The organism is Emergencia sp., from assembly GCF_048465375.1.
GTDB lineage: Bacteria > Bacillota > Clostridia > Peptostreptococcales > Anaerovoracaceae > Senimuribacter.
Genome location: NZ_DBFWLQ010000008.1, coordinates 399,045 through 425,975 on the forward strand (window position 1 = coordinate 399,045; position 26,931 = coordinate 425,975).

Below are 26,931 nucleotides of genomic sequence, written 5' to 3' on the forward strand. Positions count from 1 at the left end.
ATTAGGAGATTAAAAATGTTTAGAGAAGTGAGAGACAATACGCTGTACATTGACGGATGCAGCACTGTGACATTGGCAAAGAAATATGGAACGCCGTTATATGTCTATTCAGAGAGCGATATTGTGAGACGATTTGAGGAGCTGAAGAAGTGCTTCCTCGAAAAGTATCCCAGCACGCGGGTTGCATACGCAGCAAAGGCGTTTTTTCCAGTAGCTATGGCAAAGCTGGTGGATCGAGAAGGAATGTGTGTGGATGTCGTATCTGGCGGAGAACTCTATACAGCCATCAAAGCCGGGTTTCCGGCAGAGAAGATTGAATTTAACGGCAATAACAAACAACCGGCAGAGATTGAGATGGCCGTGGAATATGGGATTGGCAGAATCATTATCGACAGTCTGCAGGAATTGCATTTGATAGAAGATATCTGCAGAGAAAAGGGGAAGAAGATGAATGTCCTTTTCCGAATTACACCGGGCGTCAAGAGCAGCAGCCACGATTATATTGTGACGGGAAAAAAAGATTCCAAGTTTGGCATTCCTCTTGATGACGAAGTGATCCTGCCTCAGATCAAAGGCGCCATTGATTCAGAGTTTGTTGACTTCTACGGACTGCATTTCCACGTGGGATCGCAGATTTTGAATAATGATTCCCATCTGCAGGCCCTTGACATCATGCTGAATCTGGTAACGAAAACCAAAGAAAAACTGGATTATGATGTGAAAGAACTCAATGTGGGAGGGGGCTTTGGTGTCACTTATGTGGACGAAGAGAGACCGTCCTACAGTTATTATCTGGATCCGATGATGAAAAAAATTGAAAAATACTGTGCTGAAAAAGCCATTGAGAGACCGAACGTGGTCATAGAACCAGGCAGAAGCATCGTAGCAGAAGCCGGCATTTCCCTCTATACCATCGGCAGTATCAAGGACATCAAGGATATTAGGAAGTATGTCTCTGTGGATGGCGGCATGACGGATAATATCAGACCGGCGCTGTATCAGGCGGAATATACAGGCGTGATAGCAAATAAAGCGGAGGTAGAGAAGAGAGAGGTGGTGACAATCTGTGGCAAGTGCTGCGAGTCGGGGGATATTTTGATCAAGGATGTCAAAATCCCTCACCCTGAAAGTGGAGATCTCTTCGCGATTTTCTCTACTGGCGCATATGGTTATAGCATGGCCAGCAATTACAACAAGAACCTGATTCCAGGCGTGGTGATGGTATCTGACGGAAACGACCGTCTGATTGTAAAGCCGCAGACTTATGAAGATCTGCTGCGAAATGAGATTTTATAGATGACGAGAAAAGGCCGGAAGCGTAAAAGGAAGTGACATAATGAAATTTACAAAGATGCAGGGGGCAGGAAACGATTTTATCGTGATTAACAATATAGAGGAACAATTGCCTTTAGATAGTTTTGGCGTGCTGGCACAAAAACTCTGTCAGCGACGTTTGGCTGTTGGCGCTGATGGTCTGATGGCAGTAGAAAGAGCAACCAAAGGTGGAGACTTTAAAATGCTGTTTTATAATGCAGATGGCAGTTTGGGAGAGATGTGCGGCAATGGCGCGCGCTGCATCGCCAAATATGGATTTGAAAACCACTTGGCTGGTGAAGTCATCAATATCGAAACGACTGCAGGCATGGTCAGAGCCTGGAGACTGGATCAGATGCACTATAAAGTCAGACTGAACGACGTAACCAGATTGGATTTGACTCTGGAATTAGAGGCCTGCAGCCAGATTTACTCATGCGCCTATGTGGAACTTGGAGACCCGGGGATTCCACATCTGGTAATAGAAATGAAAGGCTTAAGAGCGCTTACACCTGCACAGCTTCGGATTTTGGGCAGCACACTGCGCAGCCATCCGGCACTGCCAAAGGGGGCTAACGTGAATTTCTATGAAGTTACGGGAGAAGACGAAATCTTTGTGCGCACCTTTGAAAGAGGGGTAGAGGACTTTACCTATGCCTGCGGAACAGGAACGGGCTCCGTCGTCACTGTTCTGACAGAAAGAGGCTTGTGCAGTGGCAGTAATGTCAAGGTTTCCATGGCGGGAGGAGATTTATTTATCGACATAGCAAGGGATAGCCGCCAGATTACGGATTTATATCTCAGCGGACCTGCTGTCATCGTGGCAGAAGGTGAAATTGGCGAGTTACTATAAAAGGATGCGGCATAGGAGGCGAGGATGGACGAAAAAGGCAACTTAGTAAAACTCTTGGAACTGGATGATGATTTTATTGTAGACTTAAAATATGCATCGGCGGATAATTTCACCGGGCAGAAAATCTATCACTCCAATGAATGCTACATGGATCGTCATACTGCCGTGATCTTGATTGAAGCGAAAAACATCTTTGCAAAAGATGGGTTCCGGGTCAAAGTGATGGATGCCTATCGGCCGATCAGTGCCCAGAAGAAATTTTGGGAAATCCTTCCGGACAATAATTTTGTGGCCAGACCGCCAGATATGTCCAAATTAAAAGTGTTTCGGCCTACCCATTTGAACGGTTTGTGCGTGGACATCACATTGACCGATATAGAAGGCAGCGAAATTGTAATGCCATCGGCTTTTGACGACTTTTCCGAGAGAGCGAGCCTGCTGTGCCAGAAAACTTCGGAAGTGGGGCGCAGACATGCGACCTATATGAAAGAAGTCATGGAGCACGTCGGCTTCAGGGCCTATGAAAATGAGTGGTGGCACTTCTATGACGTCTCTACAGAGCCGACACCCTTTATGGACTTTCAAATCTGAAAGAGGAGCTGCACTGCAGCTCCTTTTATGACGGTACTATTCAGAAAGAGAGGCTCGCAGACTATCTGCCGTAAGTGTCTCTGCATCTCGTACCATCTGCGCAGGCGTTCCACTGAAAACCACCTCTCCGCCGTTTTTTCCTCCGTCAGGTCCAATGTCGATGATCCAGTCGGCTTGTTTGACCACATCGAGGTTGTGCTCAATCACCACCAAGGTGTTTCCCCGAGATACGATTCGGTCAAATAAGTGCAACAGATTTTGGATATCTGACATATGCAGCCCTGTAGTGGGTTCATCCATTACAATGATACTGCCTTTTTTCTCTAAGTTTTTGGCCAGCTTGATTCTTTGCCGTTCACCGCCGGACAACGTACTGAGAGGCTGTCCCAAAGTCAGATAAGATAGTCCTACCTGCTCCAATACTTGTAATCGTTTTTTTATTTTGTGCTCTTCAAATACTTCCATGGCCTGCGAGGCAGTAAGATTCAACAACTCCATGATATTTTTCCCTTTATAAGTACAGGCGAGGGCTTCTTGACTGTATCGAACGCCATTGCAGGATTCACATGTCGTAACAATTGGGTCCATGAAAGCAAGCTCCGTGACGATAACCCCTTTACCTCCACATACCGGACAGGCGCCCATGGAGTTAAAACTGAATAAGCCGTCAGGTTTATCGTTTTCTTGTGCCAGCAGCCTTCGTACGGCGTCAAAAAAGCCGAGATAAGATGCCGGCGTGGAGCGATTCGTGGCTGTAATAGGACCCTGGTCTACCATCACAATATCTTTTTCATATTTTTTAGCGAATACTTGGGAAATCAAAGTGCTCTTTCCAGAACCCGCTACGCCTGTGACGACGGTCATAATTCCTAAAGGAATGTCTACATTCACGTTCTTAAGGTTATGCAGGCTGGCTCTGCGAACAGGCAGACTGCCTGTCTGCTGACGGGGTGTCTTCTTTATGGGCAGCGATTTGAGCATGGCTCTCCCCGTCAAAGTGTTGGACTTTAACAACTCCTGATAGCTGCCGGCAAAGACGATTTCTCCGCCATGTTGCCCTGCCTGTGGACCCACATCGATTATATAGTCCGCAATGGAAACGACATCCTTATCGTGCTCCACCACAAGGACCGTGTTGCCCTTGTCACGAAGCTGTCTGAGCAGATTGTTCATGCGGTAGACGTCACGGGGATGCATTCCCTTGCTGGGCTCATCAAAAATATAGGTCATACCGGTAAGACTGCTGCCCATATAGCGGACCAGCTTCAGCCGCTGCGCCTCACCGCCAGACAAAGATGGAGTTTCACGGTTCAAGTGCAGATATGGTAAGCCGATTTCTATCATTCTGTCAAGTCCTTCAACAAGTGTCTGTATTAGCAGGTTTACTTTTTGATCGGTTATCTGCAGCAACACTTCGCGAAGTTGAGTCAGTTCCATCTCGCACAGATCTGCAATGGAATAACCGTTTATCTTACAGCGCAGCACCGTTTTATTCAACCGTTTTCCGCAGCAGTCAGGACATTCCATCTCTGTGACTAAATGTTGTGATTTCTCCTGGGTATGTTTGCTCTTGTCACTGAGGTTGCGATTTAAAAGAGTCTTTGTATATTTGTGGTACAACCCCGCCACTTTAGGGTCTTCCGGTGCACCTTTGCCGTCGCGGGAGCCATATAGCAGAAGATTGTATTCTTCAAGGGAATAGTCCTTAATCGGCTTTTCAAGATCAAACAACCCCGACTCTGCATACTGTTTCCAGTACCAGGAACCGGGACGATATAAAGAATCCTTGACACAGCCTTCCTTCCACGATTTGTCTGAATCTATCATTGACTCAACGTCGACTTTTGTGATCTTACCAAGCCCTGAGCATGTTTTGCACATTCCGCCCGGATCGTTAAAAGAAAAGCAGGAGGCCGTACCTGCATAGGGTTTGCCGATTCTGGAAAATAACAGACGGAGACTGGAATACAGACCGCTGATGGTTCCTACTGTTGAACGGGCGTTGCCGCCTAAAGGAGATTGGTCGACCACCACGGAGGGCGTCAAATTGTCAATTCGCTCTACTTCAGGTTTTGGATATTTGGGAAGTCTCGACCGCACAAAAGCCGGATATGTGGCATTCATCTGCCGCTGGGACTCTGCGGCGATGGTATCAAAGACAATGCTGGATTTTCCAGAGCCGGATACGCCAGTAAACACCGTAATTTTCTCTTTTGGCACGCAAAATGTAACATGCTTTAGATTATTTTGCGTAAGCCCCTGTACAATCATATCTTTCATCTATTCACACCTCTACTTTATTAATTCTTCACTAGTAACTTGCACGTTATAGCGTATCAAAAGGCAGGGCGTAATACATGATAGTTTTTGCTGGTTTTTGGATTGTGGAGATTCGAAATGCAATGTGGTATAATGGTTCCACAATCCACCGGCGTCGCCGCAAGGAAGGAACCATTGAATCATGACGTGCAAATAGATTTCCAGAGGAATCGTCACGGTATAATGGTTCCACAATCCACCGGCGTTGCCGCAAGGAAGGAGGCTTAGTGTGGAAAAGTTATCTCCATTAGAGAAGGCAATTGAATACATCGAAGGATATATATATGAAGATATCGGTTTAGAAGACGTATCGAGGGAAACTGGTTACTCCTACTATTATATGACACGGCTTTTCGCATCGGTGCTAGGTGAATCAGTTGGGCATTATATTCACCGGCGCCGACTTTATAATGCCTCTGAGAAATTGGTTCATTCCAGTGAGAAGATTATCGATATTGCCTTTGACAGTGGGTTCTCTTCTCCAGAAGCCTTTAGCCGAGCATTTAAATCTGTTTTTGGATGCAGCCCTTCCGCTTACCGGAAGGCAGGGCTGAATTTAGCAATCAATGCGAAAAGAGAATTGGCACCGGAAGACGTATATCATATTGCCAACAACATCTCCCATGCCCCACAGATTCTTCTGATGGGAGCGACGAAAGTAGCAGGACTTCGAGGCACAGTGGCACTTTCTGATAACCAGATTCCTACATTATGGGAGCGTTTTTTGCGCAAGTATAAGAACAGGGAACCTTTTACAGGCAGAGGGTATAGTATCTGCGAAACACAGAGGGCTGCTTATACAAAGGAGGGAGATATTTCCTTCTCTGTGGTGGTGGGCGGATCCGTAAACAGCTTTGATCATCTGCCGCAGACCTTAGTCAAGAAAATACTGCCCGCGGGCAGGTACGCCATCTTCACACATCGGGGCACTTTGGCGAACTTATATAAGACCTATCAATATATCTATGGTACTTGGCTTTTGACAACAAAAGAAGAACTGGATGATCGTGAGGACTTTGAAGTATACGAACGCGAAGTGTCGTCTTTCGATGATCCGGAAAACGAGGTTAAAATTTATATTCCAGTGAAATGAAGCCGAGGGGAAATTATACTTGTATTAAAAAAGCTGTCCTCTGGGGACAGCTTTGGTTGATCTTATTTTGTATAGTTGTCAAAATATCCTTGAATATAGATGAACGGTGTTCCTTTGTCGCCGCTTCCGCTAGTCAAGTCACATAAGGAACCGATCAGATCCGTGAGTCTTCTCGGTGTTGTTCCCTGTGCAACCATAGAATCGCCCAGCTCTTCATCTTTGTGTTTTATGTACTCGCTGATTGCGGCCTGCAGTTCTTCTCCTTTGAGATTTGCAAACTCGTTGTCGGCCAGGTATTTCAGTTTTACTTCATTCGGGGTTCCTTCCAGACCTTTAGTATATCCTGGAGAAACCACCGGATCAGCCAGTTCCCAGATTTTCCCGACAGGGTCTTTAAAGGCACCGTCGCCATAGACCATGACTTCGATAGTCTTTCCTGTCAGTATATTGATTTTCTTCTGAATGCCGTCGACAAACTCCTGACAGTGAATTGGGAACAGTTTGATGGAGTTTTCTGTAGATTTGTTGGAGCCCAAAAGACCGTACTTATCATTGTAACCACTGCCATCTACACTTGCCGTCAATATGTCGTCCATGCCACAGACGATTTCTGCGCCGCCTTCTTTAAGTAATCTCTTTGTTCTCACTCTTGTATGAATATCGCAAGTCAAAACTTTCTTCGTATAGTCTAAAATCGTTCTTGGATTGTTGGAGAAGATAACCTCTGCTTCGGCTCCTTCCTCTTCGATAATCCCTTTGTAGTAGTTTACGTAATCCATGCCAGTAAAGGTATGGTTTGACTTTCCAAAAAGCTCTTCAAACTTTTCTTGTGACAAAACATCTGAATACGGGTTAATCCCCTTGGCATCCAAAAGGTCTAAATCGACCAGATGATTTCCTACTTCGTCAGCTGGATAGCTGAGCATCAAAACGACCTTTTTGGCTCCTTTTGCGATACCACGCAGGCAGATGGCAAATCTATTTCTGCTGAGAATTGGGAAGATGACACCGATGGTTTCTCCACCTAGTTTTGCTTTCACGTCAGCAGCAATCTGCTCCTTAGTAGCGTAATTTGCCTGTGATCTGGCTAAGATTGATTCCGTAACTGCCAGGATGTCTCTATCCTGAATTGTAAATTCTCCGGAATTGGCAGCGTCCATCACAGTGTCGATGACAATCTGCGAAAGGTCTTCGCCTTCCTTTATGATAGGAGCTCTCAGACCTCTAGATACTGTTCCTACTTTTCTTTCCATGTTACATCTCTCCTTTTACTCGATCTATGCCCATGTTCGCCAGTTCATCGGCACGATTATTCATGGTGGTTATATATTCAAAATCTTCAAAAGTGAAACGGCTTCCATTCCAACTTATAAATTTCTCATAAAGCTTATCAAAATCTGTAGATTTGCTCTTCAGATTGACATGCCCTTTTACCCTATAGAATTTTACATCATTTTGCCTTACTAATGCAAGTAATTCTCGCCAAAGTTCTTGATTTTCCACAGATTTCCTGGCGGCATTCTTCCATTTGTTCTTTTCCCAGCTTTCATACCACTTCTCTCTGAAACAATTGGCGACGTAAGCGCTGTCAGTAAAGACCTCCACGGCCTGTTGTCCCTGGTTTAGAGCCTTAAACGCTTCAATAACGGCAGTCAGCTCCATACGGTTATTGGTAGTGTTGGCTTCACCGCCGAACAGTTCTTTTCTATGTTCTCCAAATTCTAAAATGGATCCCCATCCGCCAAAGTTCTCGCTGCTCTGGTTCCCGGAGCAGGCTCCATCCGTATAAATTCTCAAAATCGTCATGTTTTTCCCCTTTGTTGAAATTTTTAACATATCTATTATGCCTTATTTTACCGAAAAGTACAACAAAGATTGGAAAATTTTGTGGCGCATATTGCATTTGTACCTCTCAGCATTTGACCTCTTGACTATGGAGCTGCCGTATTATCAATTAGCAGTCCGCAATCGCCATAGCCAGGAAAAATGTTCAGGACATTTCTAGCAAATCTGCGGACTGCGGACTGCCATGTCTGTTCCAGATAGGCGTGACTCCGAAATGCTGCCACTAACAAGGTATTTGGCAAGCATGCATTCCTCCATTGTTACGAAAAGGTAATCTCAGCTACTGTATTTGTCACCAAGAGGTAACGATATAGCACCGGGTTAAAGGGAATAGGGTCAACCAGCAAAGAAATGCAGAGCGAAATAAACGTTGGAACTGCAAGGATATAGGCGAATTTAACGAAATAATTTGAAAAATATAAAATTTTGGCACAAGGCTCGCAATTATATCTGTACAAAAAACAGGAGGTAGAGATATGAAAGTGAAAGATAAGTATCTTAATTTTTATTACGAGACTATTGGAGAGGTTGAGGAACCGTTGATTGATCCGAAGAAGACGGCACTTTTGCTAGTCGATCTGCAAAATGAGTTTGTACTTAGAGACTTTGGTGAAGCGCTCCAGTTCAAAGAAGCGGGGGAGTGGGAAAGATGGATTCCTTTCCACGACAGACTGGATGAAGTTGTAATCCCAAATAACAAGCGGCTTTTGGATTTCTTCAGAAAAAACGGCTTGATGGTAACTTACGGCAGGATTGCCTGTCTGCGGGAAGATGGCGAAGACCGCTCTCCTGTGCAGAAATCAGAAGGATGGAACGGCATGCTGATTCCGGTAAATAGTTATGCAGCGCAGATGATTGATGAATTAGCTCCTTTAGAAAACGAGATTATCGTAAACAAGACAACAGACAGTGTGACGACGGGAACAAACTATTTGACGCTTCTCCAGTTCATGGGCATCGAAACGGTAGTCGTCACAGGAATTGTAACAGATCAGTGTGTTGCAAGTACAGTCAGAGGACTGGCAGACGCGGGCCTGAGAGTCATATGCGTAGAAGATGCCTGTGCGGCGGGCAGTCAGGAACTTCACGATGCGGAACTGAAGATTATGAGTGTTATCTACTGTGACGTGCTATCCACAGACGAAACCATTTCCCTGATTGAAAAAAATTTATAGGAGGTTGTTATGAGTAACGGATTGAGAAAGGAATTGAAGCTGTCAAGTATGATAGCGATGGCCGCCGGCGGCATGATAGCTGCCTGGATGGTCGAAATCAAATATTGGTTTGAACTGAGTGGTCCTGGAGCGGCGTTCTCCCTCATGACCTGCGGTATCCTGATCCTGCCATTATGTTTTATTTATTCTGAGATGACCAGTATGATGCCTTACGCCGGGGGACAGAACATCTGGATTACAAACGCTTTTGGCCGCAATACCGGCTTTGCATCCTGCTGGCTGATCATGCTTCTTTACGTCATGGCGATGCCGACCGTCGCATATGGCATTGCAAGTATGCTGGGGTATTTGTTCCCAGTCACTTCTCTGCAGATAAAAATCATCGCATCGGTTATTTTGGTCATCTGGTTTTTCCTGACGAACAGAGAACTGAAGGTACTGGCGAAGCTGCAGAATATCCTATTCTGGAGCACCCTGGTCGTTTCAATTTGCGCATCGACGATTTTCATTTTCAGTGGTCATTGGCATTTTTCCAGCATAGAGTGGTTTCCAAACGGCTTCAGCGGATATACAGCGGCTATCGGCCTTTTGATTATGAAATTCGTAGGATTCGACTTGATTCCACAGCTTTCGGAAGAAGCAAAATTTCCTAAAAAGGATCTGTGGAAAGCTTTTGTAGGTGCTCTGGGATGTACGGTTTTGATCTATTCTATGGCCGTCATTGCTGTTGGCGGTATTGTATCCAACGACTGGGTTGCACAGACTGATATCGTCGATCCGCGGGTTGCTGACATCATCGACATGCATTGGCTGGGCTTGATTATCGTCGTCATGGGCAGCCTGACCTGCATCACGACCTTGTCTTCTTTTTGGCTCAGCGCTTCGAGAATTCTATATGGCGCGTCAAAACAGCGCCAGATGACGTCTAAGTTCGGTGAACTAAATAAGTTCGGGCAGCCGCAGTTCGCTAATATAATAGTCGGAATCCTGTCAATTTATTTTACAGTCTTTGCACCAGATGCCTGGGTGGACTATATTTATACAATTTATGGCGTTGCTGCAGGCGCTGTTTATCTGATGGTGGCTCTGTCTTTCCTTAAACTGCGGAAAGTTCATCCCGAGTGGCCTCGGCCGTACAAGGTGAAAGCGGGGACGCTGATGGGAATCATCGGTATCATCTTCTGTTTATGGGTGCTGTATTCCTCTATCACAGCTATGAATAAGGGCGCATGGCTGGTTCTTGCACTCTATGGGGTACTGGGGGTTATCCTCTGGGCATACGGCAAGCACAAAGAGAAAACCGATCCTTTAAATTGGACGCCAGTGATTCTGTCACCGGATACGGTGGATTCTTCAGAAGACAACGAAGAACAACAAGCATAATATATAGATGTTGCTAATATATACAGCCTAGGGACAATTCCCTAGGCTGATGTTAAAATAATAGGAAGTGCATAGAGAGGAACAACATGAAAAAAGTGAAATTCAGAAAATCCTTAGCGACAAATATTATCGTGATCTTCTTGGTCTTTAACGTCCTTTCTATCATCCTGTTTACCTATTATGTATCGATAAAAGAAGAAAGCAAATCGACGGAGTATGCGAAAAAAAGCATGCAGGAAATTGTCGACGAGAAGAGCGAACTAATTGCGATTACCTTTGATCGGATTAAGACCCAGGTGCAGCTACTGGGAATATGGACGGAAAAGCTGCTGCAGGACAATCCCTATTCTGAAGAACTATCATCAGAATACGTCCTTCTCAAAGATGGAACTATCAACAGAAGAAGAGACAAATCCTTATCTCTCATGGCGCAGAGCAATGTCATGGTGCCAAATACGACAAAAGTGACACCGGAATTGGTAGAGGAAATCAATTTGACCGAGGAGTTAGATGAAGCCTTTGCAAAGATTTTAAAGAGCGAGGATATTACTTGGGCCTATATTGCGACCAGGGACAATTTATTGAGATGCAGTCCTTATAGAAATCTACAGGATAATTTTGCAAGCGACCATAGTCAGATTAAAGATATCTTCTATACTATGGCCAATGAAGAAAATAATCCCCAGCGCAAACCAGTCTGGACGCCGCCTTATACAGATTACCTGGGGACTGGCTGGACCATGACCTGTTCACAGCCGGTGTATGATCAAAATGATCAGTTATACGGCGTCATCTGCCTTGACCTCGCCATTGACAATATAAAGGAAAAGTATTTTGAAGGCTTTTCCTTAGGTGAGTCAGGAAAAGTATACTGGCTCAATCACGCGGGCAATATTTTATATCACACGGACTTCAGCAATATCAAAGCTGACCAGGGGCAGGTGTATGAGAAAAATATCTTTACTGAAGGACGTTTGTCATCAGAAAAAGTAAAGGCCTTGAAGACCGCCTTGAAAGAGGAAAGTGGCATTGAAGTTTTTACTGAGAATCATAATCAGAAAATGATGGTTCATTCTCAAGTTCCAGGGACGGATTCCACACTGGTTATTGAAATAAATATGAAAGAATTTAAGCCTACAAGCAAGTTTGACTTAAAAAAAGGGCTCATACTGATTGTCATAGATTTATTTTTAGCAGCTATTTTCGGAATTTTATTGTATGATAAATTTTCACGGCCGATGAAAAAACTGGTCAACAGTGCCAACCGAATTTCCAAAGGGGACTATAGTTCCATTCAAAGCGAGCAGGAGACATGTGAGGACACATACTATGAAATTTCCCAGTTAAATCAGGCTTTTAAGACGATGAATGACAGTATTGAAAGCTACACAGAGACACTGCTGGACAAAAATCGCCAAATTAGCACCATTCTCGATACCATCGAGGGAACTTTGATGATCGTGGATATGGACGGTGCCATAAAAATTCAGTCGAAGGCATCTTCTGGGATCTGTCAGGAGAATATCTGCCGGGCAATTATGCAGGTAAAAGAGGAAAGACAGCATTTTGCAGAACAAATAATTGCAGACGGTGAGGTCTACAAGAATGTGTATTACCCGATATTAAAAGAGGACGGGACGGTTGATAAAGTGGTTATTTCCAGTGAATGCACGACAAAGAGTATTTTACTGGAAAAAGAAATGCAGCAGTTAGAGAAGATGGCGGGTGTGGGGCAGTTGTCCGCCGCCATTGTCCACGAACTGAAAAACGTCCTGGCGCTGATTAAAGGGGCGGCTTATATTTTAGATATTCTCGATGAACAGAAAAAGGGCCAGAAGGAAATCGCCACTATTATGAGGGCCGTAGAAGAAGCTGAGAACGTGATAACGACCTTGTTGGATTTCTCTAAGCGCGATTCCAGCGGCGGTGAGATGATTCATATCGGTACTTTGATTAACCAGATTTTGCTCTTGTCAAAGAAGGAGGCTATTGGCAAGAACATCGACATAAAGCTGGACGTAGATGCAAGCTGTTATATCTATTCTTCAGGCAGAGAAGCGCTGAAGGTGATCCTGCAAAACATCATTATCAACGCGATTCAAGCGGTTCCCTATGACGGCCAGATTGAGATTACGTGTCATCAATCTGGCGATAAGGTGTTGATGCGGGTAAGAGATAATGGAGGCGGCATCAAAATTGAGCCAAAGGAACGGGTCTTTGAACCGTTTATGACAACAAAGGAGACGGGAACTGGCATTGGACTTTGGATTACCAAGCGGCTTGTGGATTCCCTGGAGGGCGAAATAGCGATTATAGAGCCGAGGAGTGGAGAGACTGCATTTATCATCACCATTCCAATGAACAGAGGTGAGAAAGTATGAAAAAAATACCTATTTTACTAGTAGATGACGACAGAGAACTTTTGGAGGTGTATGAAAAGATATTCAGGCTCAAAGGTTTTCAGGTTTTGACCTGTGATAACAGTGAAGAGGCTTTGGCAAAGCTGAAAGAACATCACGTTTCAGTGGTAATTTCAGATATCATCATGCCGAAAATGGACGGCATGGAACTGCTTCATGCCATCAAGAAGATACGGCCTGGAGTTGAGGTAATCATGCTTACCGCAGAAGGCTCTATTTCGGGCGCAGTTGAAGCCGTAAAGCGGGGCGCTTTCTCTTACTTTGTCAAGCCAGCGGATATCGAGGAACTGATATCCAGTGTAAAAAAAGCGGAGGAGCTGACCAATGTAAAGGAAGAAAACGATACTTTAAAAGAACATATTGCCCGTCTCTCCGGCGGGAAAGAGTTCATCGGAGTCTCTGACATTGCGGAGAATCTGCGTCAGAAAGCAGAGATCATAGGAAAAACGGATTCAGCCGTTTTGATAACGGGAGAGACGGGCACGGGGAAAGAAGTTTTGGCAAACATCATTCACAAGAGCAGTAAGCGGGCGGAGAAACCTTTTGTCTGTGTTAATTGCGGGGCGCTCAATGAGAATTTAATCGAAAGCGAGCTGTTTGGCAGCGAGCGGGGTGCTTATACGGGCGCGGAGAGGCAGCGCAAGGGTCGTTTTGAAACAGCAGACGGCGGCACGATTTTCTTTGATGAAATAGGGGAGCTGAGCTTAAACATGCAAGTCAAACTCCTCCGGGTTTTGCAGGAAAAATCCTTTGAGCGTGTCGGCGGAGCAGAGTCAATCAAAAGTGATTTTCGCCTCATAACAGCTACCAACAGGGACTTAAAGGAGGAGGTAAAAGCAAACCAATTTCGAGCCGATTTATATTACAGGATCAATATTATCCCCATTGAAATTCCCCCTCTGCGAGAAAGGCGGGAAGACATTCCGATACTTTGCGAAAGCTTTCTCCAGCAGTATGCAAAAGAAATGAATAAGCAAATTTATCCCTTTGAACCGGATTTGCTGAATACTCTGAAGCACTACGACTGGCCAGGAAATGTGAGAGAACTTCGCAACATTATTGAGAGGCTGGTGGTGTTATCGACGGATGGTACAGTGGATATGGAAGATCTGCCAGAAGAGATCAGGGCAGTGGAAGAGAAAGAAAATGTAGCGGCGGATTTAAAAAATATGACTAAGGCTTTTGAAAAAGAATACATCGCGGAAATCATGAAAAAGCACAGTGGTAACGTGACAAAAGCGGCAGAAGAGATGCGTATTGCGAGAAAGAACTTATATAGAAAATTGAACGACTATGGTATCAAATACAGATAGTGAATTGAGCAAAAACAGACTCATTTACGACTGGAACCTCGTATTTAATTGTGGTACAATGTTCCTACCCGGTGACTGACGAGCATAGGCGAAGACAGAGCCGAGGTATGACAGGTGAGTGCACTTAGCATTTGGCGAGCGCAGGCGAAGACAGAGCTTAGTGCATATGGTACAATGGACGTATTGATAAAACGACTGAGAAAAACAAGAGGTGGACTATGGCACTAAAATTCTGCTCTTTTGCCAGCGGAAGTTCGGGTAACTGCTATATGGTGAAAAGTGAACATACAACGTTATTGGTAGATGTAGGGATTACGGGGAAACGGGTCTTTGCCGGTCTTGAAGAACGAGGTGTAGAGCCGGAAGATATTGACGGCATTCTCATCACTCACGAACATATCGATCATGTGAGGAGCCTGCGTATGGTGAGCAAAAAAGCTGCAAATGCAGGTGTTTATGCATCGGAGGGAACCTTAAGCGAAATTGCTGACAAAGTCCCGGGGGAAAGAGCCTATGGCGTACCGAGGGAAGAGCCCTTTTATATCGGAGATATCCAAGTGAACCCTTTTCACCTATCTCATGATGCGGCGGAGCCGACGGGATATTCCTTTGCTCATGATGGAAGGCAGGTTACTATCGTAACCGATACGGGATATGTGTCTGAGGAAATTTTCCATCAGGTGGAGTCAGCGGATCTTCTCATCCTGGAAGCGAATCATGAGGTGAATATTTTAAAAATGGGTGCATATCCATATCCTTTGAAGCGAAGAATTTTAGGAGACGAAGGACATCTGTCCAATGAGGCGGCAGGCTATTGCCTCTGCCAAATGCTGAAGAGAAGAGAGCACGACAGAATTCCCCACGTTGTCCTCGCCCATCTGAGCAAAGAGAACAATACTCCGGGGCAGGCGTATCTGACGATTAGAAATATTCTCTTTGAGGAGGATTTTTACATAGATAAGGATTTAAAATTGGATATTGCAAACAGGGATGAGGTCAGTCCATTTGTGGAAGTGTAAAATTTTATGAATATTTCAGTCATATGTGTTGGAAAACTAAAGGAAAGATATTGGACAGACGCTGTCGGCGAATACTCGAAACGGCTGAAGAGTTACTGCAATTTGGAAATTGTAGAGTTGAAAGAATCCAGGCTGCCAGATAAGGCGGGGCCGGCAGAAGAACAGGCCGTCAAAGAAGCTGAGGGAGAGGAAATTCTCAAAAAGATAAGAAGTGGTGTATACGTCGTCACGTTGGAAGTAAAAGGGAGAATGTTATCATCAGAAAAATTGGCGGAAAAAGTAGAGAAACTGGCGGTAGATGGTGTCAGTAATCTCGTCTTTGTCATAGGCGGAAGCTTGGGCCTCAGCGAGGCAGTGAGCCGCAGGGCGGACTTCAAGCTGTCCTTTTCTGAGATGACCTTCCCACATCAGATGATGAGAGTCATCTTATTAGAACAGTTATACAGAAGTTTCAAAATAATTCGAAATGAGACCTATCACAAATAATATACTAAAGTACTATTTACATTTTAAAAAAAAAGCATATAATGGGGTGTAGTTCAAAATGAACAGGGAAAAGTTTACAAGAGAAAAATGGAAGATTTTCTTCTACATGGTGGTTTACGGTTTACTTTGTGAGGCCTTTTCCCTGTTCGTTCTTGGATTTGACTGGAGATTTACGATTGGCTTAATAATGGGAATATGTGCAGTGACCGTTAATCTAATTGCTTTGGAAAAAGTTATAGATTATGCTATAGACGGAAAACAAATATGGTTGGCCTTCCTGCTTCACATGGGGAGGTTTTTACTTTTTGGGGTGGCAGGATATCTATGCTACAGAATTGACGTTGTTGCACTGGCCGCATATGGAATCGGCGTATTGGGTCTGACCGCTGCTTCAGTGATTACATATGTGAAGGAGGGATAGAATGATAAACATTGACGAGCTGGGATCTCGCATTATCCTCAGTCTCGCAGGTGGGAAACTGCTGATTACAGAGAGTACCCTCTTTGGCCTCATACTTGCCGCCATTTTAGCGGCAGTGGGAATCTGGCTGGGGAGTGGACTGAAAACTGTCCCCAAGGGGAAACAAATTATAGCAGAGACCATTGTCGGGTGGATATACAAGTATACCCGAGAGAATATGGGAGAGGAAAATGAACATTTTGCCCCTTACATCGGAACAATTTTTGCGTTCATCGTCTGCGGCAGTTCTCTGGGGCTGCTGGGGCTTCGTCCGATTACGGCGGATCTGAATGTGACCTTTGCCTTATCTGGTCTGACTTTTATTCTGATTCAAGCCAACAGTATAAGGAAACTTGGAGTAAGAGGAAGATTACGGGAAATGTGCGACCCATATCCGTTCATGTTCCCGCTGAAAATCTTAGAAGATATCACTTTACCGGTGTCGCTTTCACTGCGACTTTTCGGAAACATTCTGGGAGGCGTTATTGTAGTAGACCTGTGGATGACTTTGATGGAATTCCTGAGCAGTTTGCTTACAGATGTTCCGTTTCTACGGGCTGTTACCGTGTTGCCGCTCAACGGCTTCTTCGATATCTTTGAGCCGGCGATTCAGACTTACATCTTTACAATGCTGACCATGGTGTTCCTGGCGTCGGCTATGGAAGGTGTATCGTCAAGAGTCAGCACCAATGATAAAAAATAAATACGATGCGTTCCGCGCCGGTCATAGGCTGGGGAACGCCAGCATAAATTCTGTCATGCAAATCGCCCAAGGGCTCTTTGGACAGAATGCCATTAAATGATAATAAATAAACGGAGGTAAGAAAATGGGTATTATAGCAATAGGAGCAGGCATCGCAATCGGCCTGGCAGCATTAGGTATCGGTATCGGTCAGGGACTGGGACTGAGCAAAGGTCTGGAGGGTATTTCAAAACAGCCGGAAGCAAGCGGCACGATCAGAACGACGATGATCGTAGGTATGGCCATCATGGAGACCATCGGCGTATTATCCTTTGTTATTGCCATCATGTTAGCAAGTAAGCTCTAATAGAGAGAATCCACGGAAGGAGGCGGATAAGACATGGAAATGATTCAACCGCTGTTGACATTAAACTGGAATTTGTTGTTCACACTCATCACAGTCATTGTTTTATTCATCGTCCTGAAGGTATTCTTCTTTGAAAAGGTTCACAGATTTATGGTGGATCGCGAGAATGAAATTAAAAGTTCAATTGAAAATGCTGACAATGTCAATAAGCTGGCAGATGAGAAGCTGCAGAATTATGAAGCGAAGATTGCCAATGTTGAGATGGAAAGCAGGCAGATGCTCAAAGCAGCTAGAGACGAGGCGAAAGTGCAAGCGAAGGAAATCGTCGACAGCGCCAATGAGAAGGCAAGGAATCTTATTGATCACTCTCAGAAAGAAATCAGGCGTGAGCAGTATAACGCAAGGAAGGAATTGAAAGAAGAAGTGGGCAGCCTGGCAATGATGGCTGCAGAACAGATTCTGGAGAAAGAACTTTCCCCTGAGGATCATGAGGAAATCATCAATAAGATTATCGAGGAGGCTGAAGAAAAGCCATGGAGTTGATTATAGCAATGACCTATGGAAAAGCTCTCTTTGATGCAGCAGTTGAGCTTGACAAGATTGATGAAATAAAAGAAGAAATCGATCAGATCGATGGAATATTAAAAAAAGAAGAGGATTACGTCAGTTTACTGTGTAATCCGGCAATTCCAGTCGTAAAAAAGAAAGCCATGATCAGGAATGTTTTTAAGGGAAGGGTCAGTGAAGAAGTGTTATCCTTTCTTTATATCCTGATTGACAAGGACAGAATGTTCCATTACCACAGAATTGTAAAGGAATATCTGAAACTGATGGATGAATACAGAGGCGAGGCTTACGGAAAAATTTACTCAACAGTCCCTTTAAGCCAGGAACAGCTTGAGAAATTTGAGACTGAAGCAGGTAAACTTCTAAGAGAAAAGGTGAAACTTAGAAATAAGATTGATAAGAGTTTATTAGGCGGCGTCAAGCTTTTGATTGACGGCAAGCTGATTGACGCGTCACTTCGCGCCAGCCTCGATGATTTGGACTATAAATTGAAAAAGCTATAGAAGGGAGGGGAACCTCTATGAATTTAAGACCTGATGAAATAAGCGGTCTGATAAAAGAACAGATAAAGAACTACAGCAAGCAGCTGGAAATTTCCGATTTCGGTACGGTCATGCAAGTTGGAGACGGCATCGCCAGGGTATATGGACTGAATCGGTGCATGTCTGGTGAACTTTTGGAGTTTCCAGGGGAAACCTATGGAATGGCTTTGAACTTGGAAGAGGATAATGTAGGTGCTGTTATTCTGGGTTCCGACAGAGAAATCGGTGAAGGTGATATCGTAAAACCGACAGGCACCGTGGTAGATGTTCCCGTTGGAGACGCGATGATTGGCCGTGTAGTTGATGCCTTAGGCCAGCCTATTGACGGGAAAGGTGCCATTGAAACGACGGAACATAGGCCGATAGAGTATCCGGCACCGGGGGTTCTGCAGAGAAAGTCGGTTAATGAACCGCTGCAGACAGGAATTAAAGCCATCGACGCGATGATGCCTATCGGAAAAGGGCAGCGTGAATTGATTATCGGAGACAGGCAGACAGGAAAAACTGCTATCGCAGTGGATGCTATATTAAACCAAAGAGATAAAGACGTCATCTGTATCTATGTGGCAATCGGCCAGAAAAAATCCACGGTAGCTCAGCTCGTACAGAACCTTGAAAATCAAGGTGCGATGAAATACTCCATCGTAGTGTCTGCAACTGCCAGTGAAGTGGCGCCGCTGCAGTACATTGCACCGTATTCCGGCTGTGCTATTGCCGAATATTTCATGTATAAAGGAAAAGACGTTTTGATTATCTACGATGATTTATCAAAACATGCTGTTGCCTATAGAGCGATGTCACTACTTCTTCGAAGACCGCCAGGAAGAGAAGCATATCCGGGAGATGTGTTCTACCTTCACAGCCGTCTTTTGGAAAGAGCGGCAAAACTGTCTGATGAATTAGGCGGGGGTTCGATTACGGCGCTGCCGTTGATTGAAACACAGGCTGGCGACGTTTCTGCCTATATTCCGACCAACGTCATCTCTATTACAGACGGACAGATATTCCTTGAAACGGAGTTGTTCTTCTCTGGGCAGAGACCGGCAATCAACGCAGGTATCTCTGTTTCCCGAGTTGGCGGAAACGCGCAGATCAAAGCAATGAAAAAGGTATCCAACAAGATCAAGCTGATGCTGGCGCAGTACAGAGAACTGCAGACCTTCTCTCAGTTTGGCTCTGACGTTGATGCCAATACAAAGAAGCAACTGGATCACGGAAAAATCCTCATGGAAATTCTCAAGCAGGGACAATACGGACCAGTGGATGTGGTGCACCAGGTAATGATTCTCTATGCGGCATCCAATGGATATCTGGATGATATCGACGTCGATCAGATTAAATCATTTGAAAAACAATTTTATCCATATATGGATGACCATTTCCCCGAGATTGGAAAAGAAATCCGCAGTACAGGGGACTACAGCGCAGATACTGAGAAACTTCTGATCAAAGGCATCAAGGAGTTTAAAAAGGTAGGTTTTATCGATGGCTGAACAAATGCAGAACATCCAGAGAAGGATCAAAAGTATTGGCAGTACGGAGCGAATTACCAATGCCATGAAGTTGGTTTCTGCAGCAAAGCTGCGTAAAGCAAAGTCCGCTTTTGAGAGTTCTAAACTTTATCTGGGAAGACTGCTGGAATCAATTCAAGAGACCTTGGACGACGTTGAGGACGTACCGCAGCGATTTCTGACTGGAAGCAGGGAAGTCAAAAGGAAGTGCTACGTTTTAATCACCAGCAGTAATGGACTCTGCGGCAGTTTTAACGGCAATGTCATCCGAACCATGACGGAGAAGCTTTCTGAATACGGCAGTGATTACAGCAACGTACGGATGGTGACCATCGGCTCTAAGGGCAGGGAATATTTTGCCCATCACGGCGTGGAGATTTTGATGGAGCATGACGCACCGGCGGATACCGTGACCTTTGAAGAGACAAAGGAAATCAGTGGACCGCTGATGGAGTTGTATACAAAGGGAGAAATTGATGAAATCGATATCGTATATACCTCTTATGTCAACACGCTGAAACAGGAAGTCATTGTGAAGAAGCTGCTTCCCATCGATATTCACAGTGAAGGAGATCGGGGCGGCTACACCAATCCCATCGAATATGGACCCTCTGCAGAGGCGGTTTTTAGCTATCTCATTCCGAAATACATTGAATTGATGATTTTCAGCACGTGTATTGAGTCCGCTACATGTGAATATGCGGCAAGACGTACGGCGATGGAAAATGCCAATGACAATGCGAAAGATATGCTGGCAGATCTGCAGCTTGAATATAACCATGCCAGACAGTCTGAAATTACGGACGAAATCATCGAAATCGTTGCGGGTTCAGAGGCACAGCGATGACAACCAGGAAAATGGTTTACAGCAAAATGCAATTGGAGGTGAAAGTCATTGAATAAAGGAACAATACATCAGATTATTGGGCCTGTAATAGATATCAGATTCCATCCCGACGAAATGCCGGAGCTGCTCAACGCCATCGAAATTCCGGTCGATGGAAAAAACATTGTGGCGGAGGTACATCAGCATATCGGTGACGACCAGGCGAGATGCGTCGCCTTGTCTTCTACCGACGGGCTTTCGAGAGGAATGGAAGCGATTGACACAGGGGAACCGATCAAGGTCCCTGTGGGCAAGGAAGTACTGGGCAGATTGTTTAACGTCCTGGGGGATCCCATTGATGAAAAAGGCCCAGTCGTAACAGAAGTGAAAAGTTCGATTCACAGACAAGCGCCGAAGTTTGAAGACCAGGACACGACGTCTCATATTTTTGAAACGGGCATTAAAGTCATCGACTTGATTGCACCTTATACAAAGGGCGGAAAGGTCGGCCTCTTTGGCGGCGCTGGCGTAGGCAAGACCGTTCTGATCCAGGAACTGATCAACAACATCGCTACGGAACACGGTGGAATTTCTGTATTTGCTGGTGTTGGTGAGAGAACCAGAGAAGGGAACGATCTGTACAACGAGATGACGGAATCGGGCGTACTGAAGAAGACTGCCATGGTGTTCGGCCAGATGAACGAACCGCCTGGCGCCAGAATGAGAGTGGCTCTCACGGGCCTTACTATGGCGGAATATTTCAGAGACAAAGAAAAGCAGGACGTATTGCTGTTTATCGACAATATCTTTAGATTTACCCAGGCAGGCTCAGAAGTTTCAGCATTGCTGGGCCGTGTGCCATCTGCGGTAGGATATCAGCCGACCCTGGCTACGGAGATGGGCGCATTGCAGGAGCGAATCACCTCTACAAAAGAGGGCTCTATCACTTCGGTTCAGGCGGTCTACGTGCCGGCTGACGACTTGACTGACCCGGCTCCAGCCACGACCTTTGCCCACTTGGATGCGACCACCGTTCTTTCCCGTTCCATCACAGAACTGGGCATTTATCCGGCGGTAGATCCTTTGGCTTCTAACTCGAGAATTCTCGACCCGCTGATTTTGGGAGAAGAGCATTACGAAGTCGCCAGAGGCGTACAGAAGGTATTGCAGAAATACCGTGATTTGCAGGATATCATTGCGATTTTAGGTATGGATGAGCTTTCTGAGGAAGACAAAGAAACGGTTGCCAGAGCGAGAAAGATTCAGAGATTCCTGTCGCAGCCATTCAGCGTAGCCGAACAGTTTACCGGCATGAAGGGAAAATATGTACCAATTGCGGAGACGGTGCGCGGCTTTAAGGAGATTTTGGAAGGAAAGCACGACGAAATTCCAGAATCCATGTTCCTCTTTGCCGGCGGCATCGATGATGTCGTAGCGAAGTACGAAGAATCTAAGGAGCAGGCACATGAGTGACGCGGATAAAGGCGTTTTGCTCGAGGTCATCACGCCGAGGGAAATGTTCTATTCTGGTCAGGTGGAATTGGTCGTCGTGCCGACCACCGAAGGAGAAGAAGGCTTTATGGCACATCACGTCTGGTGCGTGAAACTCCTTGCCGAGAAAGGCAGAGTCAAAATCCGCGAGGTCGGCGCTAAGAATTTGAAGCTGATCGACATCAAAGGCGGCCACGTGGACATCAAAGACCGCTTTGTGGTTTACACCGATGAGGCAGTGTGGACAGAAGAATAGGAATAACAAGGAATAAAAATTAAAAAGAGCGGCTATACGAGAATAACAACTTCGAATAGCCGCTTTAAAATTATGAGAAACGCTTTATTACAATCGTTTTATGCTTGATTGTCACAAGTATATTTATATGAGATCCATTCTGACAATTATATTATCACCATTTTCATCGATCACATAGTATATTTTTATCTTCTTTCTCTTAGGAATCACATCACCACCCCTAAAATAATATGTAGAATCTCCCAGATAAAACGAAGTCCAATCTCCTCCGGTTTCTGCTTCTTTCGGAATACCCACAAGTGTCTCTTACTGACCCTCATAATAAGCTTTGGAATATGGGCTGAGTTCGTTAGCTCCATAAATCGCAGTATCCTTTAACCCCATTGCCCCTACAATTCCAATCAGCATCGCTCCAATGAGTAATAACGCGTTCGTCCATTTCAAACGTCTGGTCTTCTTCAGCTCAAATGCCACAGAAGTAATCGCAAGCCCTGCGCCGATTAGAAAAGCTGCAAACGTGAACACATCCTCAGGGAACAGTTTTTCTGGTATCTCATATATGATAGTTTGCTTCTCCATTCCTGCCTCCTTATTTTGCACAGGCTATATCATAGGTTCTTCTGATCCGTTTATGATAGTTTTTCTCTGCTTTCGCTTTAATCTTGCTTATTATCAATTTTGATACATTCCGATAACTATTTGTGAGCCCTGAACTGAATTTTGATTTTGATGCTCCATATGAAACTGCTGTTTCTGTGGTTTATTGCCGTCACAATCCACCTCTGACTTTCTGTTCATTTCTTCTTCCTCCTAAATTAAATTTCAAATATCGCTTCGGTTAGTTTTATAGCAAATTTGTCGAATTGTGTCTGCCCGATGTCGTTATTTGCATACAAATTATTCCAATTTTCAACAACTGTAAACAGTCTATTTGGTAACCTTACAATACCATAAGAAGTGGGTACCCGATGCACAAACCCTTTACAGGTTTACGGAAAGAAGGTATGATGGATTTGAATGTCTTACACTGCACTGGGTGGTGAAGGGCATATTCTGAAGACTTACGGTTATGACCACTTCCTGCGCCCTGCATCTATTATGATGACGGACAGTGAAAGAGAAGCCACGGCAGAAGAATATACCTATGCCTATGATAAGAACGGCCAGATCGTCACAGAGACCAGGCTGAACAACTATCCATCTAAAGATGACGAAAAAGTTGATGAATCCTAGGCATACACCTATGATGCACTGGGCAGGCTGGCAGCCACCACGGTAACGGACAATGCCACCGGCTGTGTCAAGAACCAGAAGTCCTATACTTATGACAAGGCAGGCAACCGCCTCAGTGAGACGGAAAATGGCCAGACGACGACAAACAGCTACAACGGGCTGAACCAGATGGTAGCCAGCGGCAACAGCAGCTATACCTACGATGCCAACGGAAACCTGACAAAGGAAACCGCCGGCAGCGGGCAGGTCAATACCTACAGCTACGATGCAGATAACCGTCTGGATACGGCTGTACTTACCAAGAATGGAACGGAAACCCTGAACCAGAAGAATTCCTACAACGGGGAGGGACAGCGGATCAGTAAGACGGAGAATGATGCTGCCACCCGTTACAGATACCAGGGAGGCAGCGTGGTCTGCACAGACGGTGATGACTCCGTAAGGGCGATGAACATCTTGGGCGAAGCCGGAAACATCATCGCCAGCGAGAGGAATCAGGAAGCGGCAAAAGCATATTACTTCTATAACAAGGATATGCGTGGCAGCACCACCAGCATACTCGATGGCACAGGAGCCTGTGCGGCTGCCTACCAGTACAGCGACTTCGGTGAGACTACGGTTAATTCGGAGTTCTACAATGAAATCGCCTACACCGGAGGGATCTGGGATAAGGGAACCGGACTGTATTATCTCAATGCGAGGTACTATGACCCGGGTGACGGCAGGTTCCTGACAGAGGACACCTACCGGGGTAATGCAGAAGAACCGGGCTCACTGCACCTGTATGCATACTGTGCCAATAACCCGGTGAACTACGTGGATCCAAGCGGGCATGGTTACTGGGGATTTTACAGTAAAAACCAAGGGTATTTCGCATTTAACCAGAATGCACCACAGAAATATTTTGGATACTACGATGTTTATGATTTTGCGGCGTCTATGTTTGGAATCAAAATAAAAGATTTTACTGTTGTGGCGGGAAAGTGGAAACTGGTTCTGTGGAAAGGGCAGTATGGAAAAATGAGATTACCAAGTCTTTATGGACCTATTTCTACAGACTTTTCAAATGGCTGCGAAATTGGATTATACTACAAAAGCGGATTTTTGTGGAAATGTGCATATCAAAAGAGCCGCAGGTTGAGGATGAGAATGTCATTATATATCGGAGGTACGAAACTATTCACCCGCGATAGCAGTACATCGACAGTACAGGGAAAATCGTGGTGGCTCAATGCATTTCAACCATCAGTATTTTTACCACAGGGGCATTCCGTCGCTGCAGACAAGTTAAGGATGACAGGGACAATTTGGTTTGATAGTAACAGCCATACTAGTGAAATGAAACAACTATCTTCCAAGTTCTCGAAAGTCGCTAATTCAAAAAAGTCAAACAATATCAAGGTAAGTGGGAAAAACTGGAGAAGGAAAACATTTGAATGGAAATAAAAAAATGAGGAAAATTAAAAAAATGATTTGTGTTACCTTAAGTGTCAGCTGCTTTTTTATACTGATGTCGTGTAACACGGGTAATGGCGCAGAAAAAAAGCTCTATGCTGCGATCATTAACAACAACTACCAGGGCGTTGTCGAAGTGCTGAGAGACAATCCTGAGGTTAATCTTGAGGACATCGGTACATCGGAGATTACTAATTTCTCGATGAGGGACAGACGTGCTTTGGGCATTGCTATCGATACGTGCAGCAGTAACACGGATAAAATCCCTTTGCTGCTGATTAAAGAGGGCGCAGACGTAAACAGCATTTTAGATTATAAGACTACTTATTTGATGGAGTCAACGCTTGTGCTAACAGAACCGTTGCTAAAAGCAGGAGCAGACCCTTTAATCAGAGATGAAGAGGGAAAGACTGCGTTAGATTATGTAATTAACGGAGCAAAACCCACCAAGAAAAATGCGGTTAGAACTGAGTTGAAACTGCTGACAGCAAACGGCTGCATTCCAGATGCAAAAACGTTGCATACGTGTATAAATAACCCTGATGGTTACGAATATGCATTAGAAATTCTAGAAATGGTGAAGAAAGAAGATAAGAAGATAAAAATCAGTAAAGCATTAGAATTTGCCATTTATGGAAATGATCAAAAACTGCTATCAGAAAGTTCGAGCCAAAGCATCCCTGAAAAAGAGCGGAAGTACATTGCATTGTACGCTTCCAAAAACTGTAAGGCATCCACGTTAAAAAGACTTAATAGAGACGGCCTTGATTTTAATATAAAAGATGAGGGTGGTAATACACCACTGGATTTAGCGGCTCAATACAATACGGTTGAAGCGGTAAAGGTATTAGCTGAAATGGGGATCAATATCAAAAATCTGTCTCCAGATGATGATGTAATCTCAAAGTCACCAATTATCAATGCATTAATTGGTGGAAAGAAAGAGAACGTGAACTTTTTTCTTTCACAGGGAATAGATTTTCCAGATAATGAGTATGAAAGTGGATGGAGTTCAGCGTGCAGTTATGGGAATGAGGCATCTCTAAATATTCTGTTTGAAAATGGTGTTAAACCAGATAATGCAGAACTACTGGAAGGCTACTTTCAAGCATCATTGAGAGATGATAATGTAGATATGTTTGGAATCCTGCTGTCGAGAATGCCATTTAAAATCAAAGATGAAGTTGGCGCCTCACTGCTGGCCAATTTGTCAGATAGCAACGAGGACTGCGCGAGAAGGCTTCTAAAAGCAGGAGTACAGCCAGATGCTGAGGCAATCGCAAGAGCCGTTTCTGCCGGGTATGATGACCTGGCAGAAATTATGACTAAGAAAATCAAAGGTATTAATGATATTAGGCCAGCGACTTGTACGCCGCTGATCAGCGCTGTTACGTATGGTAATTTCAAGATAGTGAAACTTCTCATATCGAAGGGATCAGATATCAATTATCTGTACAAAGATGAAGGAGGATACACTGAATCGGCAATTCATGTGGCTGCCTACAGTCCAAGCAAGGATATCTTAAAGTACCTGATTGACCATGGAGCGGATCTTACATTAAAAAACAGTGACGGCGATACCCCATATGATTTGGCAAAACAAGCGGGGTTTAAGGAAAATATTGAACTAATAAAAGAAAAAATGTAAATAGGAAAACGTGGAGGTGTGTTACAATGTTATTAAGTTAAGCAAAGTGGGACATTGACAAGGCGATCAAATGGCCGAAGAA

General features: G+C 44.7%; 28 protein-coding genes. 22 read left to right on the top strand and 6 right to left on the bottom strand.

The window, feature by feature from the left end:
* Positions 1 to 15: 15 nt before the first annotated feature.
* Genes lysA through ACMQ5W_RS08135 form a run of 3 tightly spaced genes read left to right on the top strand, consistent with a single transcriptional unit; the run spans position 16 to position 2,758 of the window.
* Positions 16 to 1,296: a diaminopimelate decarboxylase gene (lysA, locus tag ACMQ5W_RS08125; protein WP_419024733.1), complete on the top strand. Its 1,281-nt coding sequence runs from the start codon at positions 16 to 18 to the stop codon at positions 1,294 to 1,296.
* 40 nt (positions 1,297 to 1,336) lie between these two features.
* On the top strand, positions 1,337 to 2,167 hold the full coding sequence (gene dapF, locus ACMQ5W_RS08130) for a diaminopimelate epimerase (RefSeq protein ID WP_419024734.1): 831 nt from the start codon (positions 1,337 to 1,339) through the stop codon (positions 2,165 to 2,167).
* A 24-nt stretch (positions 2,168 to 2,191) separates the two neighbouring features.
* Positions 2,192 to 2,758, top strand: a complete 567-nt coding sequence (locus ACMQ5W_RS08135; protein ID WP_419024735.1) for a M15 family metallopeptidase — start codon at positions 2,192 to 2,194, stop codon at positions 2,756 to 2,758.
* Positions 2,759 to 2,794: 36 nt separating this feature from the next.
* On the opposite strand, the gene ACMQ5W_RS08140 is transcribed toward ACMQ5W_RS08135, so the two are convergent.
* The gene (locus ACMQ5W_RS08140; RefSeq protein ID WP_419024736.1) at positions 2,795 to 5,038 is read right to left on the bottom strand and encodes an ATP-binding cassette domain-containing protein; all 2,244 of its coding nucleotides are present in this window, start codon (positions 5,036 to 5,038) and stop codon (positions 2,795 to 2,797) included.
* 268 nt (positions 5,039 to 5,306) lie between these two features.
* Between ACMQ5W_RS08140 and ACMQ5W_RS08145 the strand changes: the two genes are divergently transcribed.
* A complete protein-coding gene (locus tag ACMQ5W_RS08145; RefSeq protein WP_419024737.1) occupies positions 5,307 to 6,170 on the top strand; it encodes an AraC family transcriptional regulator in 864 nt (287 codons plus the stop codon).
* A gap of 62 nt (positions 6,171 to 6,232) precedes the next feature.
* Here ACMQ5W_RS08145 and ACMQ5W_RS08150 read toward each other — a convergent pair whose 3' ends face one another.
* On the bottom strand, positions 6,233 to 7,423 hold the full coding sequence (locus ACMQ5W_RS08150; protein ID WP_419024738.1) for a coenzyme F420-0:L-glutamate ligase: 1,191 nt from the start codon (positions 7,421 to 7,423) through the stop codon (positions 6,233 to 6,235).
* Position 7,424: 1 nt separating this feature from the next.
* Entirely contained in the window at positions 7,425 to 7,976 is a 552-nt protein-coding gene (locus ACMQ5W_RS08155) for a ribonuclease H family protein (RefSeq protein WP_148490368.1), read from the bottom strand.
* Between the two features lie 515 nt (positions 7,977 to 8,491).
* Between ACMQ5W_RS08155 and ACMQ5W_RS08160 the strand changes: the two genes are divergently transcribed.
* From ACMQ5W_RS08160 to ACMQ5W_RS08230, 15 genes are all read left to right on the top strand, one after another.
* The gene (locus ACMQ5W_RS08160; protein WP_419024739.1) at positions 8,492 to 9,190 is read left to right on the top strand and encodes a cysteine hydrolase family protein; all 699 of its coding nucleotides are present in this window, start codon (positions 8,492 to 8,494) and stop codon (positions 9,188 to 9,190) included.
* Between the two features lie 9 nt (positions 9,191 to 9,199).
* Positions 9,200 to 10,573 carry an APC family permease gene (locus tag ACMQ5W_RS08165; protein ID WP_419024740.1) on the top strand — a complete coding sequence of 458 codons (1,374 nt, stop codon included), beginning with the start codon at positions 9,200 to 9,202 and terminating at the stop codon, positions 10,571 to 10,573.
* Positions 10,574 to 10,659: 86 nt separating this feature from the next.
* The gene (locus ACMQ5W_RS08170) at positions 10,660 to 12,954 is read left to right on the top strand and encodes an ATP-binding protein (RefSeq protein WP_419024741.1); all 2,295 of its coding nucleotides are present in this window, start codon (positions 10,660 to 10,662) and stop codon (positions 12,952 to 12,954) included.
* The gene (locus tag ACMQ5W_RS08175) at positions 12,951 to 14,306 is read left to right on the top strand and encodes a sigma-54-dependent transcriptional regulator (protein ID WP_419024742.1); all 1,356 of its coding nucleotides are present in this window, start codon (positions 12,951 to 12,953) and stop codon (positions 14,304 to 14,306) included. The genes ACMQ5W_RS08170 and ACMQ5W_RS08175 overlap by 4 nt, the downstream gene beginning before the upstream one ends.
* A gap of 218 nt (positions 14,307 to 14,524) precedes the next feature.
* Positions 14,525 to 15,325, top strand: a complete 801-nt coding sequence (locus tag ACMQ5W_RS08180; RefSeq protein WP_419024743.1) for an MBL fold metallo-hydrolase — start codon at positions 14,525 to 14,527, stop codon at positions 15,323 to 15,325.
* Positions 15,326 to 15,331: 6 nt separating this feature from the next.
* Positions 15,332 to 15,811, top strand: a complete 480-nt coding sequence (rlmH, locus tag ACMQ5W_RS08185; RefSeq protein WP_419024744.1) for a 23S rRNA (pseudouridine(1915)-N(3))-methyltransferase RlmH — start codon at positions 15,332 to 15,334, stop codon at positions 15,809 to 15,811.
* Positions 15,812 to 15,869: 58 nt separating this feature from the next.
* Positions 15,870 to 16,232 carry a hypothetical protein gene (locus tag ACMQ5W_RS08190; RefSeq protein ID WP_419024745.1) on the top strand — a complete coding sequence of 121 codons (363 nt, stop codon included), beginning with the start codon at positions 15,870 to 15,872 and terminating at the stop codon, positions 16,230 to 16,232.
* Between the two features lies 1 nt (position 16,233).
* On the top strand, positions 16,234 to 16,974 hold the full coding sequence (atpB, locus tag ACMQ5W_RS08195) for a F0F1 ATP synthase subunit A (RefSeq protein WP_419024746.1): 741 nt from the start codon (positions 16,234 to 16,236) through the stop codon (positions 16,972 to 16,974).
* Positions 16,975 to 17,098: 124 nt separating this feature from the next.
* Entirely contained in the window at positions 17,099 to 17,320 is a 222-nt protein-coding gene (atpE, locus tag ACMQ5W_RS08200) for an ATP synthase F0 subunit C (protein ID WP_148490359.1), read from the top strand.
* A gap of 33 nt (positions 17,321 to 17,353) precedes the next feature.
* Positions 17,354 to 17,863 carry a F0F1 ATP synthase subunit B gene (gene atpF, locus ACMQ5W_RS08205; protein ID WP_419024747.1) on the top strand — a complete coding sequence of 170 codons (510 nt, stop codon included), beginning with the start codon at positions 17,354 to 17,356 and terminating at the stop codon, positions 17,861 to 17,863.
* Entirely contained in the window at positions 17,854 to 18,390 is a 537-nt protein-coding gene (gene atpH / locus ACMQ5W_RS08210; RefSeq protein WP_419024748.1) for an ATP synthase F1 subunit delta, read from the top strand. Before atpF ends, atpH begins: the two co-directional genes overlap by 10 nt.
* Before the next feature lie 17 nt (positions 18,391 to 18,407).
* Positions 18,408 to 19,922 (top strand): F0F1 ATP synthase subunit alpha, encoded by a 1,515-nt coding sequence (atpA, locus tag ACMQ5W_RS08215; RefSeq protein ID WP_148490356.1) that lies wholly within the window; start codon positions 18,408 to 18,410, stop codon positions 19,920 to 19,922.
* A complete protein-coding gene (gene atpG / locus ACMQ5W_RS08220; RefSeq protein WP_419024749.1) occupies positions 19,915 to 20,787 on the top strand; it encodes an ATP synthase F1 subunit gamma in 873 nt (290 codons plus the stop codon). The genes atpA and atpG overlap by 8 nt, the downstream gene beginning before the upstream one ends.
* Before the next feature lie 48 nt (positions 20,788 to 20,835).
* A complete protein-coding gene (atpD, locus tag ACMQ5W_RS08225; protein WP_419024750.1) occupies positions 20,836 to 22,239 on the top strand; it encodes a F0F1 ATP synthase subunit beta in 1,404 nt (467 codons plus the stop codon).
* Entirely contained in the window at positions 22,232 to 22,513 is a 282-nt protein-coding gene (locus tag ACMQ5W_RS08230) for a F0F1 ATP synthase subunit epsilon (protein ID WP_148490353.1), read from the top strand. The genes atpD and ACMQ5W_RS08230 overlap by 8 nt, the downstream gene beginning before the upstream one ends.
* Before the next feature lie 123 nt (positions 22,514 to 22,636).
* On the opposite strand, the gene ACMQ5W_RS08235 is transcribed toward ACMQ5W_RS08230, so the two are convergent.
* The 3 genes from ACMQ5W_RS08235 to ACMQ5W_RS08245 all read right to left on the bottom strand — a co-directional run bounded on the left by ACMQ5W_RS08235 (position 22,637) and on the right by ACMQ5W_RS08245 (position 23,311).
* On the bottom strand, positions 22,637 to 22,810 hold the full coding sequence (locus tag ACMQ5W_RS08235; protein WP_419024751.1) for a hypothetical protein: 174 nt from the start codon (positions 22,808 to 22,810) through the stop codon (positions 22,637 to 22,639).
* Between the two features lie 9 nt (positions 22,811 to 22,819).
* The gene (locus ACMQ5W_RS08240) at positions 22,820 to 23,092 is read right to left on the bottom strand and encodes a hypothetical protein (RefSeq protein WP_419024752.1); all 273 of its coding nucleotides are present in this window, start codon (positions 23,090 to 23,092) and stop codon (positions 22,820 to 22,822) included.
* Positions 23,093 to 23,185: 93 nt separating this feature from the next.
* A complete protein-coding gene (locus ACMQ5W_RS08245; RefSeq protein ID WP_419024753.1) occupies positions 23,186 to 23,311 on the bottom strand; it encodes a hypothetical protein in 126 nt (41 codons plus the stop codon).
* A 219-nt stretch (positions 23,312 to 23,530) separates the two neighbouring features.
* Between ACMQ5W_RS08245 and ACMQ5W_RS08250 the strand changes: the two genes are divergently transcribed.
* The 3 genes from ACMQ5W_RS08250 (at position 23,531) to ACMQ5W_RS08260 (ending at position 26,849) form a co-directional block, all read left to right on the top strand.
* Positions 23,531 to 23,746: a hypothetical protein gene (locus tag ACMQ5W_RS08250; protein ID WP_419024754.1), complete on the top strand. Its 216-nt coding sequence runs from the start codon at positions 23,531 to 23,533 to the stop codon at positions 23,744 to 23,746.
* 168 nt (positions 23,747 to 23,914) lie between these two features.
* Positions 23,915 to 25,192, top strand: a complete 1,278-nt coding sequence (locus tag ACMQ5W_RS08255; RefSeq protein ID WP_419024755.1) for an RHS repeat-associated core domain-containing protein — start codon at positions 23,915 to 23,917, stop codon at positions 25,190 to 25,192.
* Positions 25,179 to 26,849 carry an ankyrin repeat domain-containing protein gene (locus tag ACMQ5W_RS08260; protein WP_419024756.1) on the top strand — a complete coding sequence of 557 codons (1,671 nt, stop codon included), beginning with the start codon at positions 25,179 to 25,181 and terminating at the stop codon, positions 26,847 to 26,849. Before ACMQ5W_RS08255 ends, ACMQ5W_RS08260 begins: the two co-directional genes overlap by 14 nt.
* The last annotated feature ends 82 nt before the right edge of the window (positions 26,850 to 26,931 follow it).